At 66.2% G+C, this 13,138-nt stretch carries 9 protein-coding genes; 5 read left to right on the top strand and 4 right to left on the bottom strand.

Annotated elements, in window-relative coordinates:
* Window positions 1-100 precede the first annotated feature (100 nt).
* From MKI86_RS10355 to MKI86_RS10335, 5 genes are all read left to right on the top strand, one after another.
* Window positions 101-775: a phosphoribosylanthranilate isomerase gene (locus MKI86_RS10355; protein WP_241600827.1), complete on the top strand. Its 675-nt coding sequence runs from the start codon at window positions 101-103 to the stop codon at window positions 773-775.
* A complete protein-coding gene (gene trpB, locus MKI86_RS10350; RefSeq protein WP_241600826.1) occupies window positions 772-1,992 on the top strand; it encodes a tryptophan synthase subunit beta in 1,221 nt (406 codons plus the stop codon). Before MKI86_RS10355 ends, trpB begins: the two co-directional genes overlap by 4 nt.
* A gap of 1 nt (window position 1,993) precedes the next feature.
* On the top strand, window positions 1,994-2,833 hold the full coding sequence (gene trpA / locus MKI86_RS10345; RefSeq protein WP_241600825.1) for a tryptophan synthase subunit alpha: 840 nt from the start codon (window positions 1,994-1,996) through the stop codon (window positions 2,831-2,833).
* A gap of 87 nt (window positions 2,834-2,920) precedes the next feature.
* A complete protein-coding gene (accD, locus tag MKI86_RS10340; protein WP_241600824.1) occupies window positions 2,921-3,829 on the top strand; it encodes an acetyl-CoA carboxylase, carboxyltransferase subunit beta in 909 nt (302 codons plus the stop codon).
* Between the two features lies 1 nt (window position 3,830).
* Window positions 3,831-5,174: a bifunctional folylpolyglutamate synthase/dihydrofolate synthase gene (locus MKI86_RS10335; protein WP_241600823.1), complete on the top strand. Its 1,344-nt coding sequence runs from the start codon at window positions 3,831-3,833 to the stop codon at window positions 5,172-5,174.
* A 54-nt stretch (window positions 5,175-5,228) separates the two neighbouring features.
* Here MKI86_RS10335 and trxA read toward each other — a convergent pair whose 3' ends face one another.
* The 4 genes from trxA to MKI86_RS10315 all read right to left on the bottom strand — a co-directional run bounded on the left by trxA (window position 5,229) and on the right by MKI86_RS10315 (window position 13,130).
* On the bottom strand, window positions 5,229-5,549 hold the full coding sequence (trxA, locus tag MKI86_RS10330) for a thioredoxin (RefSeq protein WP_134648592.1): 321 nt from the start codon (window positions 5,547-5,549) through the stop codon (window positions 5,229-5,231).
* Between the two features lie 108 nt (window positions 5,550-5,657).
* Entirely contained in the window at window positions 5,658-9,218 is a 3,561-nt protein-coding gene (addA, locus tag MKI86_RS10325; RefSeq protein WP_241600822.1) for a double-strand break repair helicase AddA, read from the bottom strand.
* Entirely contained in the window at window positions 9,211-12,399 is a 3,189-nt protein-coding gene (addB, locus tag MKI86_RS10320) for a double-strand break repair protein AddB (protein ID WP_241600821.1), read from the bottom strand. Before addB ends, addA begins: the two co-directional genes overlap by 8 nt.
* Complete coding sequence (locus MKI86_RS10315) at window positions 12,396-13,130, bottom strand: nucleotidyltransferase family protein (RefSeq protein WP_241600820.1); 735 nt, start codon at window positions 13,128-13,130, stop codon at window positions 12,396-12,398. The genes addB and MKI86_RS10315 overlap by 4 nt, the downstream gene beginning before the upstream one ends.
* Window positions 13,131-13,138: the final 8 nt, after the last annotated feature.

Genomic DNA, 13,138 nt, shown 5'->3' with positions numbered 1-13,138 from the left:
TATGGGCCCGGCAACGCGGCGTACAAGGGCGTCGCAGCAAGCCCTATTGCCGCCGTCTTTCGGCTCGACTCTTCCGGTGATTCGTGCGACTTCGTCCCCCATGACACTCGATATCAAGATCTGCGGTTTGAAGACCGAGGAGGCCGTCGACAAGGCGGTGGCGCTCGGCGCGACCCATATCGGCTTCATCTTCTTTCCCAAGAGCCCCCGCAACATCGAGCCGGCCGATGCCGGCAGTCTTGCCGATCGCGTGCGCGGCCGTGTGAAGATCGTCGCGGTGACGGTCGATGCCGACAGCGATACACTGGACGAGATCGTCGACCAGCTTTCGCCTGATATTCTCCAGCTGCACGGCAAGGAGAGCCCGGAACGGGTTCTCACCGTCAAGGCGGTCTATGGCCTGCCTGTCATCAAGGCCTTTTCGGTGCGCGAAGCAGACGACCTCAGGAAGATCGATCCCTATGTCGGCATCGCCGACCGGTTCCTCTTCGATGCCAAGCCGCCGGCAGGCTCTGAGCTTCCGGGCGGCAACGGGGTTTCCTTCGACTGGAACCTCATGCATTTGCTTGACGCAAGCGTGGATTACATGCTTTCGGGTGGGCTGAACAAGGATAACCTCGCCGAGGCGATCCAGCTGACCGGCGCGCCCGGCATCGACGCCAGTTCAGGCGTCGAGAGTGCGCCCGGCGTCAAGGATCTCGGCCTGATCGAAGCGTTTTTTGAAGCGGCACGAAACGCGCAAAGCGAAACCGCCGTCGCAGGGAGAGGCAAGTGAACCAGTCACCCAACCTGAATTCGTTCCGCGAGGGTCCGGATGAAGACGGACGCTTCGGCATCTTCGGCGGCCGTTTCGTTGCCGAAACCCTGATGCCGCTGATCCTCGATCTTCAGGACGAGTGGAACAAGGCCAAGACCGATCCGGCCTTTCAGGCCGAACTCAAGGACCTCGGCGCCCATTACATCGGCCGTCCGAGCCCGCTCTATTATGCCGAGCGGCTGACGCAGCATCTCGGCGGCGCGAAGATCTACTTCAAGCGCGAGGAGCTGAACCACACCGGCTCGCACAAGATCAACAACTGTATCGGCCAGATCCTGCTTGCCAAGCGCATGGGCAAGACGCGCATCATCGCCGAAACGGGTGCCGGCCAGCACGGCGTGGCCTCCGCCACGGTCGCCGCGCGCTTCGGCCTGCCTTGCGTCGTCTATATGGGCGCCACCGATGTCGAGCGTCAGGCGCCGAACGTCTTCCGCATGAAGCTGCTCGGTGCGGAGGTGAAGCCCGTCACCGCCGGCAGCGGCACGCTCAAGGACGCCATGAACGAGGCGCTGCGCGACTGGGTCACCAATGTCGACGACACCTATTACCTCATCGGCACAGCGGCCGGCCCGCATCCCTATCCCGAGCTGGTGCGCGATTTCCAGTCGGTCATCGGCACGGAAGCGCGCGAACAGATCCTCGCCGCCGAAGGCCGCCTGCCGGATATGGTGATCGCTGCCGTCGGCGGCGGTTCGAACGCCATCGGCATCTTCCATCCGTTCCTGGACGACAAGGACGTTCAGATCGTCGGCGTCGAGGCCGGCGGTCGGGGGCTCGAGGGTGAGGAGCATTGCGCATCGCTGACCGCGGGTTCCCCGGGCGTGCTGCACGGCAACCGCACCTATCTGCTGCAGGACGAGGACGGCCAGATCAAGGAAGGCCATTCCATTTCGGCCGGCCTCGATTATCCCGGCATCGGTCCGGAACATGCCTGGCTGCACGATATCGGCCGCGCCGAATATGTGCCGATCATGGATGACGAGGCGCTGGAGGCTTTCCAGCTGCTGACCAAGCTCGAGGGTATCATTCCCGCGCTGGAGCCGAGCCATGCCATCGCCGAGGTGATCAAGCGCGCCCCGAAGATGGGCAAGGACCAGATCATTCTGATGAACCTCTCGGGCCGCGGCGACAAGGATATCTTCACCGTCGGCAAGATCCTCGGCATGGAGCTCTAAGATGACCGCACGCATGGACAAACGTTTTGCGGATCTCGCGGCCGAAGGCCGCCCGGCGCTCGTCACCTATTTCATGGGCGGCGATCCGGATTATGCGAGCTCGCTTGAGATCATGAAGGCACTGCCGAAGGCAGGCTCCGACGTCATCGAACTGGGCATGCCGTTCTCCGATCCGATGGCCGACGGCCCGGCGATCCAGGTGGCCGGCCAGCGCGCGCTGAAGGCGGGCCAGACGCTTGCCAAGACCATCCAGATGGCGCGCGATTTCCGCCGCGAGGACGATGCAACGCCGATCGTCATGATGGGTTACTACAACCCCATCTATATCTACGGCGTCGAGCGCTTCCTCGATGACGCCGTGGAAGCCGGCATCGACGGCCTTATCGTCGTGGACCTGCCGCCGGAAATGGACGACGAGCTGTGCATCCCGGCGCTCGCGCGCGGCATCAACTTCATCCGCCTGGCCACGCCGACGACGGATGAGAAGCGCCTGCCGACCGTTCTGAAAAACACGTCGGGCTTCGTCTATTATGTCTCGATGAACGGCATCACCGGTTCAGCCTTGCCGGACCCGTCGCTGATCGGCGATGCGGTCGGCCGCATCAAGGCGCATACCAACCTGCCGGTCTGCGTCGGCTTCGGCGTCAAGACGGCCGAACATGCCCGCGCCATCGGGGCTTCGGCGGATGGTGTCGTCGTCGGCACCACCATCGTCAACCAGATCGCCTCCAGCCTGACGGCGGACGGCAAGGCGAGCGCTGCCACCGTTCCCGGTGTCGAGACGCTCGTCAGGAGCCTCGCATCGGGCGTGCGCGCGTCGCGCCTTGCGGCGGCGGAGTAAAATTCCCACATGGGATCGGAAAAGCAATTCCAGGAAAAGTGTGAAGCGGTTTTCCTGGAATTGCACAGATTAACGGGAGTCTAGACCGTGAACTGGATCACGAATTACGTTCGGCCGAAGATCAACTCGATGCTCGGCCGCCCTGACCGGGATGTGCCGGAAAATCTCTGGATCAAGTGCCCGGAAACCGGCGAGATGGTGTTCCATCGCGATCTCGAGGAAAACAAGTGGGTCATCCCGGCTTCGGGCTACCACATGAAGATGCCGGCGAAGGCCCGTCTCAAGGACCTGTTCGACGATGGCGTCTTTGAATCCCTGCAGCAGCCCAAGGTGGCGCAGGATCCGCTGAAATTCCGTGATTCCAAGAAGTACATCGATCGCCTGAAAGACAGCCGCATCAAGACCGACCTTGAGGACACGATCCTTGCCGGTGTCGGAAAGGTGCGCGGCGTCAAGCTCGTCGCTGTCGTGCATGAGTTCAGCTTCATGGGCGGCTCGCTCGGCATCGCCGCGGGCGAGGCCATCATCAAGGCTTTCGAGCGCGCCATCGCCGAAAAATGCCCGCTCGTCATGTTCCCCGCCTCCGGCGGAGCGCGCATGCAGGAAGGTATCCTCTCGCTGATGCAGCTTCCGCGCACCACGGTTGCCGTGGAAATGCTCAAGGAAGCGGGCCTGCCCTATATCGTCGTGCTCACCAACCCGACGACCGGCGGCGTGACGGCCTCCTATGCCATGCTGGGTGATATCCACCTCGCGGAGCCTGGCGCTGAAATCTGCTTTGCCGGCAAGCGCGTCATCGAGCAGACCATCCGCGAAAAGCTGCCCGAGGGCTTCCAGACGTCGGAGTACCTTCTCGAGCACGGCATGGTCGACATGGTCGTGAAGCGTCACGATATTCCCGCCACGCTTGCCCGCCTCCTGAAGATCCTGATGAAGAAGCCGGCCGCTTCCGCACCGGTGGTGGAAACCGGCGCTGTCGCCATCGCGGCGCAGTGATATGACGGGCGTCGCGGTAAGCGAAGCGGCGCTGGAGATCGAGAAGCTTCTCGGTCTTCACCCCAAGGGCTTCGACCTTTCGTTGGACCGCATCACGCGGCTTCTCGCGGCGCTTGACAATCCGCACCTGAAACTGCCGCCCGTCATCCACGTGGCCGGCACCAACGGCAAGGGGTCGGTTACGGCGTTCTGCCGTGCGATCCTCGAGGCTCAGGGCCTCAGCGTCCATGTCCACACCTCTCCCCATCTCGTCAACTGGCACGAGCGCTATCGTCTTGGCGTCGCCGGCGGTCGAGGGCAGTTCGTGGAGGACGCGGTTCTCGCTGATGCGGTGCGCCGTGTGGCGGATGCCAATGGCGGCGAGAAGATCACCGTTTTCGAAATCCTGACGGCCGTCACCTTTTTGCTGTTTGCCGAGCATCCGGCGGATGTGGCCATCATCGAGGTCGGCCTTGGCGGACGCTTCGATGCCACGAATGTCATGCCGCGACCGGCCGCATGCGTCATCATGCCGATTTCGCTGGATCATCAGGCCTATCTCGGCGATCGGGTCGAACTCATCGCCGCCGAGAAGGCGGGCATCATGAAGCGTGGCGTGCCCGTCGTCATCGGCTACCAGTCGGAAGAGGCGGCCCGCGACGTGCTGATCGAGACCGCCGAGCGGCTCGGATGCCCGCACGCCGTCTACGGCCAGGATTTTCTCGCCCATGAGGAATTCGGCCGCCTCGTCTACCAGGACGAATTCGGCCTTGCCGATCTGCCCCTGCCGCGCTTGCCGGGTCGGCATCAATATGCCAATGCCGCCGCCGCCATCCGCGCTGTCAAGGCGGCAGGTTTCGCCGTCGGTGAGCCGGCGATCGAGACGGGGCTGTCACGCGTCGAATGGCCGGGCCGTCTGCAAAGGCTCCCAGACGGCGCGCTCTTGCGCCTCGCCCCGCCCGCAAGCGAGATCTGGGTCGACGGCGGTCACAATCCAGGTGCTGGACAGGTCATTGCCGAGACCATGGCGAATTTCGAGGAGCGCGAGGCGCGTCCGCTCTTCCTCGTCACGGGCATGATCAACACCAAGGATCCCGTCGGCTATTTCGAGCCGTTCCGCGGCCTTGCGGAGCGGGTCTTCACCGTGCCGATCCGCGGCTCCGATGCCGGGCTCGACCCCGCCGCACTCGCCGAGGATGCCGCGCGGGCGGGTCTCGAGGCCGCACCGCTCGCGACGGTGGGCGAGGCGCTGGTTGAGATCGTGCGCATCACGGCTCAGGATTCGGTGCCGCCGCGCATCCTGATCGGCGGTTCACTCTATCTCGTCGGCGATGTGCTTGCCGACAACGGCACGCCCCCGACCTGACAACAAAAAAGCCCGGCTTCAAGCCGGGCTTTTCAGTAGGACCGGTCGGGCCGATCAGGCGGCGCCGGAAATCCACGACGACAGGGCCGTCTTCGGTGCGGCACCGACCTTGATGTCGGCCACTTCGCCGCCCTTGAACATGGCGAGCGTCGGGATCGAGCGCACGCCGAACTGGGCGGCCAGTTCCGGGTTCTCGTCGATGTTGAGCTTGGCGACCTTCACCTTGCCGGCGAGTTCCGTCGAAATTTCTTCCAGCGCAGGCGCGATCATCTTGCACGGGCCGCACCATTCGGCCCAAAAATCCACGACGACCGGCTCTGCGGACTTCAGAACTTCGGCTTCGAAATTGGACTGGTCGACTTTAACGGTAGCCATAAGGGCTGCTCCTTGAATGGTGAGTGTTGCACAAGATGTGATGCCGCCGGGCTGCGTTTTCAAGCCCGCAAGGGGTCGCACCGTGAGCGAAACGTCCTGTCCCGTATCTCACTTTGCCGTGAGTTCGGCAAGGCTCGCCTCCATCAGCGCCGCATCCAGCCAGAAGGTTTTCGCCGTCTCGGTGTAGATCAGCCCGCAGCGGATCACCCGGCCGGGATAGAGCGGCGCGAGGATCGCGCGGTAGATGGCAAGCTGCGCCCGGTGCTCGAACGGAATGGCCTCGATAGTCGCCGGCGGCACGCGGTTGGTCTTGAAGTCCACGATCTCGACCGCGTTCTCCGTCACCACCATGCGGTCGATGCGCCCGGACACCGCGAAGTCCCGGCTGCCGAGCGTCAGCGTGCCCATGATGGAGACCTCCGCCCGCGCGGCGGGAGAAAAGATTGCACGCAGGCTTTCGTCTTCGATGACCTGGAGGGCGGCCGCAACGAGCCCCCCCCGCGCGCTCTGAGGCCAATGGGCGGCGGCGCGCTCCAGATAGCGTCTTGCCGCGGCGGGCCGCTCGGCTGGGTCGAAGCCCGGCAGAACCTGGAGGAAGCGGTGCAGGATGCGCCCGCGTTCCAGTGCAAGCCCTGCGCCGGGTGCGCCGCCTTTGCCCTTGCCGAACAGGGCGGAAGGCACGAGCAGGTCGGCCGCATCCGTCTCGATCACCGCTGCCACGCCCGAAGGACTGAGCGGCCGTGGTAGCGATGTCTGCGGCGGCAGTGGTTTTGCAAGCGCTTCCGGAAGCGGGATGGTCGGCTTTTCCTCCACGCTCGCCATCGTCACATCGTCGATCGTCGCCGCCCCCGCCTCGCGCCAGGACAATCCCTCCCAGCTTTCGCTGTGGGTGGAGAAGGTCGTTTCCACGCAACGCTCCGTGTCGGCGGCGAGTGCCGTCGCGATCATCGTGTGCCAGGTGTCCTTGTTTTCCTGCCGCCCGCGATAACCGCACACGATCAGCCGGTCTGCCGCGCGCGTCATCGCCACATAGAGCAGGCGGCGATATTCCTCCTCGGCGCTGTCCTTGATGCGATCCGCATCCACCTCTGTCAGCGTGTTGGCGAGATCCTTGAGCGGCAGCCAGGCCGGCAGGCCCCCGGCAGGATCGGTGGTGGAAAGAAAGCGCAGCTGCGGCATGTGGCTGTGGCTGAAGGGCTTGGCGCCGCCGTCCACGAGAAAGACGACCGGCGCCTCCAGCCCCTTGGCGGCATGCACGGTCATGATGCGGATTTCGCCGCGCGCCTTGTCCTGCTCGCGCTTGACCGTCGGCGCCTCCAGTTCCAGCGTGGAAACGAAGGCCTGCAGGCCTGGCAGGCCGTTGTCCTCCTGCTCCAGCGCGAAGGTCAGGAATTCGTCGATGATCTCGCCGGCTTCGACGCCGAGCCGCGCAAGGAACGCCCGCCGCCCGCCGCCGGCCCCGAGGATGCGTGCATAGAAATCGTGCACGGACTGCGTGCCCGCATCGGCGATCAGCCGCTCCAGCCGCACGACGATGGGCGCAAGGCGTTCATCCGATGCGGCCGCGCTGCGCAGACGCGCCCAGAGATCCTCTTTCTCGCCGCGCCGGGCGGCAAGCTCGAAGAGCGTCTCCTCGCCCAGCCCGTAGAGCGGGCTTTTCAGAAGGGCAGCCAGCGAAAGATCGTCCTGCGGCAGCACGGCGAAACGCCCCAGCGCCATCAGGTCCTGCACGGCGATGTGCTTCGTCAGCACCAGCCGGTCGGCACCCGCAACCGGCAGGTCGTGGCGTTGTTTCAGCGTGCGTGTCAGCGCGTTCACGAAGGCGTCGCGCTTTCGCACCAGCACGATGATGTCGCCGGGCGCCATGGGCCGCGCCTTGCCCTTTTCCGTTACCGTCTCGTTGCCGATCCAGCCGGCAAGCGTATCGGCAATGCGCCGTGCCAGCACGTTGATCGGCGCTTCCTCGGCCACCGCGTCGAAGGGCGCGGTCCAGTCCTCTTCGTCAAGGCCGGGCGGCGCGGCGATCACGCTCCAGACGTCGACGGCCCCCGGTTCACGCCCGCGATTGGAGGCATGCACGATATCGCCGCCGTCGGGTGTGAGGCCGCGCGCATTGGCGGGGTCGAGAAACACCTGGTCGACAGCCGAAAGCACATCCCGCGTGGAACGGAAGGACAGGAGCAGGCGGATCGGGCTGAAGGCGGTTTCCGCCAGCTGCGTGCGTCGGGCGACTGCGCGGCCCTCCTCGGCAAACCGTTCCGGTCGCGCTCCCTGGAAGGAGTAGATCGACTGTTTCTCGTCGCCCACGGCAAAGATCGTGCGGCCGGCGATGCGGGCCGTTTCGCCGGCGAAGAAATCGTCCGTCAGCGCTTTCACGATCTGCCACTGACGCGGACTGGTATCCTGCGCCTCGTCGACGAGGATGTGGTCGATGCCCTGGTCGAGCTTGTAATGCACCCAGGCGCTCACCCGGTCGCGGGTCAGAAGGGTCGCCGTGCGGTCGATCAGGTCGTCGAAATCGAGCAGGCTGCGCGCCCGCTTCAGGTCCTCGTAGTCGCCGGTCAGCCGCTCGGCGATCACGAGCGCCGCCTTCGTCGCCTCATACATGCGAAAGCGCCGCAGGCGGTCGTCGCAGGCAATGACATGCGCCTGCGCCGCCAGCAGGGCCGCCTCGAAATGCGGCGCGCTGTCGCGCACCTTTTTCGAGAGGAAGGACCGGTCGATGCTGCGCGGCGAGCCGGTGCCCGTAAAGAACAGATCGTGCAACGCCGCCCGGCGCGCCTCCGCGTCGGTGAGACGCAAAACGCCGCGCAAACCGGCGGCGGAGGTCTTCACCGTTTCGCTGCCGAGGCTTTCCGCCGCTGAAAGATAGGCTTCCAGTACCGCACCGTTCAGCCCGTCGAGCGGCCAGAAGGCAGCGAGAATATCGTCAGCCGTTTCCTCCGGGCCGAGACCCGTTTCCCGGCGAAGGACCGTCTCGATGCCGCCGGCCGCGTCCGCCCGCTCGAGGAAGTCGCGAATTGCCCCGCGGCTGGCGACGATATCGGAGATCAGCCGCTCCAGGCCGGTGTCGTCGGCAATGTCGAGCACGGTGGCGAAGGCATCCGCCAGTGCCTGGTCGTCCTCGCTCGCCGTTGCCGTCAGCAAGGTGCGCCGTGCATCCGCCAGCAGCACGGCGGCCGCACGGTCGTCGAGCACGGAGAAGTGGCCGGCGACATTGGCCTCGAGCGGAAACTGGTGCAGCAGCGCTTCGCAGAAAGCGTGGATGGTCTGGATCTTAAGGCCGCCCGGTGTTTCGAGCGCACGCGCGAAAAGCCGCCGCGCCTCGGCGAGCTTGAAGACTTCGGGCCGGGCGCCCTCGATCGCCGCCACCCGGTCGGACAGGTCCGCATCGGAGAGCGTCGCCCATTCAGCCAGCCGCTCGAAGACGCGGTTCGACATTTCGGAGGCGGCGGCCTTGGTATAGGTCAGGCAGAGGATGGCGGACGGGCGGCAGCCGGCGAGAAGCAGCCGGATCACCCGTTGCGTCAGCACATGAGTCTTGCCCGAGCCGGCATTGGCCGAAACCCAGGCCGAGCGGCCGGGATCGGAGGCTGCCGCCTGTTTCTGCGTGGTCCAGCTCAGCCAGGCGGCCGGGTCCGTCGATGCGGGACGGTCGTCTTCAAGCATCGTCGTTCTCCCCGCCGTTTTCGGCAGATGACCATTCCGCGACGCGCGCCAGATGGTCGTACTCTCCGCCATAGTCCCGCTCCTGTTCGGGGATGAGTCGCGAGGCGAAGCCGAAGCGCCCTTCGATCAGCCCGGTCAGCAGTTTTTCCAACTCCGTCAGCGCTTCCTCGCCAAGGTCCAAAGCGGATTTCGGCGTCGTGGTGGCGGATTTCGTATGTTCGTTGTTGACCTGCTCGACCTTGAAGCGCTCGCCAGGCTTCAGGCGCACATAGAGAAGGTTAGCCGGATCGTGGCGTCCCGGCCTGCGAAAGGCGCCGCGGCGCATTGCCGCCGCCTCCAGCGCCAGCTGCGGATCGAGCAGCGCGCGCGCCACCTTGAGCGAGGGCGTGCTTCCGGTTTTGTAGTCGACAATGTCGGCGCTGCCGTCGGGCAGGATGTCGATGCGGTCGGCAATGCCGGTGAGGCGGATGTCGCCAACCGAAAGATCGAGCGACGCCGGCACCTCCGTCAGGCTTTCGCGCACGCTGTCGGCGCGCTCGCCATGCCAGGCGACGAAGGCGCGGGCGACGGCGGCGAAGCGCGGCCGCCAGACGGCATCGATATGCGGCGGCAGCACCACCGCGTCGAATTCCTCGTGAAGGATACGGTCGATGAGGGAGAGCGGTTCGCTAGTCTTCTCCTCACGCACGAACCGATCGACGATACGGTGATAGAGCGAACCGCGCTCGGCCGGCCCCGGATCGAGATTGAAGGGCGCGATGGGGTCGAGCCGCAGGATGTGCCGCGCATAGATCGCATAGGGGTCGCGGCGCAGTCGCCCGACCTCGCTGAAAGAATATTTTTTGGGTTGCAGCTCGGCCGGCGGTTTGGGCGATGGGCGCGGCGCGTTCGGCACGCTTTGGCCCTGATCGATCCGCCCGGCCCAGTCGATCAGGTCGCGGCCGCGGCTACGCAGATCGTTTGCCAGCGAAGGACCGCCCACGGCGAGCAGCCGTTGCAGCCAGCGCGAGGCGACGGTGGGCGCGGTGCCGTTGCGCAGCGCCCGCGTGAAGATCAGCTTGCGCGTGCCTGCCGCCATCTGCAGGTCATGGCCGAGCTGGCCGATGCGGCGCTCGGGCGGCTCCAGGCCGATCTCCACCTTCATGATGCGGGAGAGAAAGGCGTCGTTGGCCGCCTGGCCGGGCCAGGTGCCCTCGTTGAGCCCACCTATGACGACGGTATGGACGCTTTGCAGGCGGGATTCGAGTGCGCCGAAGATGAAGACCCGCGGATGGCGCATCGAGCGCGGCTTGACGCTTTCGCTGGCCGCCAGTGCCTCTATGATGTCGCACCATTGCGGCCCGTCGGCCTCGATCTGCCCATCGGTCTCCATGACGCTCTTGAGCAGGTTGGCGAGGCTGTCGCCCGCCTCGCCGGACCACAGCGCGGCCAGGTCGTCGCGCTCGTCGATGGCGACGGCCTCCAGCGCGCGACCAGTGCGTTCCGCCCAGTCCGAAACGGCAAGCCTGGAAGAGAAGCGCCGCCCGGTGCGGCTCTGCTGCACGAGCACGCCGGCGAGCGGCTCGACCGCCTCTGCCACGCGTTGTGCAAGCGCGCGCGCCAGGGGAAGGGCGGTCTCGGGCAGCGCGCTGCGCCAGCGCGGCGGGTGGCGGTCGTCGGCCTGCCGCGCCAGAGCAGCGTCGAGCAGCGGTTCCAGCGTGGAAATGTCGATTTCCGCCGTGCCCCCACGCAATGCCGTCAGCTCCAGCGCCGTCACGGCGTCGCGCCGGTCGTCGGCGGAAAGCCCGAAGCGGGCAAGCGGGTGTTTCAGCAGCGCCACGAGCGCCACGGGATCACCGGGGCGAAGCGCTGCCTCGGCGAGCAGCCGCAGCAGCGTACCCTGTGTTGTGGAGAGAAGCGGCGTGCCGGCGGAATCGTCCGCCTCGATGCCGAAACGGGCAAGTTCGGAAGCCACGCGCCGGCCGAGCTTGCGATCCGGCGTGATCAGCGCGGCCTGCGCGTCCGGGCCGTCCTCCAGCGCGAGCCGCAGCGCGATGGCGATCGCCACGGCCTCCTCGCGCTCGTTGGCCGCCTCCACAAGGGCGACATCTCGGAAGGCGACGGTCACGCGCTCGGCATCGAGCGTTGAGCGCACGTCGCCCCAGCCCGCCGTCGCCTGCGTCGGCAGAAATGCGCTGGAGAGGATGTGCGCGCGGTATTCCAGCGCCTCCGGCGGCATACCCAGCGGCTCGACATCGCTGCGCGTGCAGCCCATGCGGGCGAGCAGGCGGTGGAGCCCGTATTGCGGATGGCTGCGCGAGGCCGCATCCGGCTTGCGCGCCGTATCTGCCGCGCCGCCCTGATGACCGACGAGCAGCCAGTCTGTATCGGTCATGAAGCGGTCGAGGCCGGGCAGGATGACGACACCGTTCGGCAGGTTTGCCACTGCCGCAATCAGCCCGGCGGTGGCTGGAATGGAGCCCGTCGAGCCGGCGATGATCACGGGGCCGGCGGGCGGCGCCTGGCGATAGCGTTCCGTCTCGGCATGCAGCGTCGCATTGCGCCGCAGTGAAGGGGAGGAGCGGCCGAGTTCGGCGAGCCGCGCTGGCCAGAAATCGCTGGCGATCTTCAGGAATTCGGCCGTCAGCTGCCACCACAGGGCATGGTTGGAGGTATCGAGCGCATCGAGCGCCGCCCAGTCCAGCTCCTCCGTCTCCATCGCATCGATGATGTCGGCGAGATTGCGCGCGAGCCATACGGCATCCGCCGGGCTCGCCGGGGCGACGAGCGGGCTCTCCGCATGAACGGCCGTTACGGCGGCCGGCAGCTGGTTGCGCCAGGCCAGCACGAGGCGGGCAAGTTCCAGAAGCCGCGTCGGGCCGGAGAGCGGTTCGGCCATGTCGAGCAATGCCGGCGCCACCTCGTCGAAGAAGCCGCTGTCGTCCTCCGTCTCGCCCAGCGCTCGGATGGTGGGCAGGATGGCCGAGCGCCCGCCAAACAGGTCGACGAATTCCGAGCGCAGCACGCGCGCCGAGCGGCGCGTCGGCACATAGATGGTGACGTCGGCCAGAGCCAGCGGATCGGCGGGATCGTAGGTGAAGCCGGGCACGAGGCGGCCGTCGATAAGCGTTTCGGCAACCGTCTTCAGAAAGGGCAGGCTTGCCGGGATCGAATAGATCCGGCCGCCCGGTGCGCCGCTCATGCCGCCGCCTCGCCGAATGTGGCGATCACCGCCTCCGCCGCGCCGATCGCCTCGGGCGTGCCGACGGTGATCCAGTGCCCGTCGAGCAGCGTGCCGGCGAGCCGCCCTTTCTCGATGGCCCGGTCGAAATAGATGTTGAGGTTGAAGGCGTCGTCGGGCGCGTCGTCCAGCAGGCCCGGCATCAGCGCCAGCGCGCCGGCATAGACGACCGGTGTGCCGGAACCTTCGCGATAGCGGGTGAGGCGGCCCGCGCCGTCGAGCGAGAAATCGATCTTGCCGTTATGGCCCGTCGTGTCCTCCAGCCGCACGCATAGCATCAGCATGTCCATGGTTTCGGGGTCGAACCGTTCGGCAAGCCGCTGGAGATTGGTTCTTTCGCCGGCTTTTTCGCCGATCCAGAAGAGATCCGCATTCATCACCATGACCGGCCCGCGGCCGAGCAGCTTCAGGCCCTTGGCCAGCCCGCCGCCGGAATTCATCAGCCGGTCGGTCTCGTCGGAGAGAAGGATTTCCGGCACCGCGCGGCCGGCGAGATGCGCGCGCATCTGGTCGGCGAAGTGATGCACGTTGACGACGGCGCGGCTGATGCCAGCCGCCGCCAGCGCATCGAGCCCGTAGTCGATCATCGGCTTTCCGGCGATCGGCACCAGCGGCTTCGGCATCGTCTCGGTAATGGGGCGCAGGCGCGTTCCAAGGCCGGCGGCCAGCACCATGGCGTCTTCGATCTTCATCGTTATCC

Origin of the sequence: Shinella sedimenti, from assembly GCF_022601905.1 — a bacterium.
Classification (GTDB): domain Bacteria; phylum Pseudomonadota; class Alphaproteobacteria; order Rhizobiales; family Rhizobiaceae; genus Shinella; species Shinella sedimenti.
Note: the sequence above shows the minus strand (reverse complement) of the source record. Positions and strands in the feature narration are given on the sequence as shown.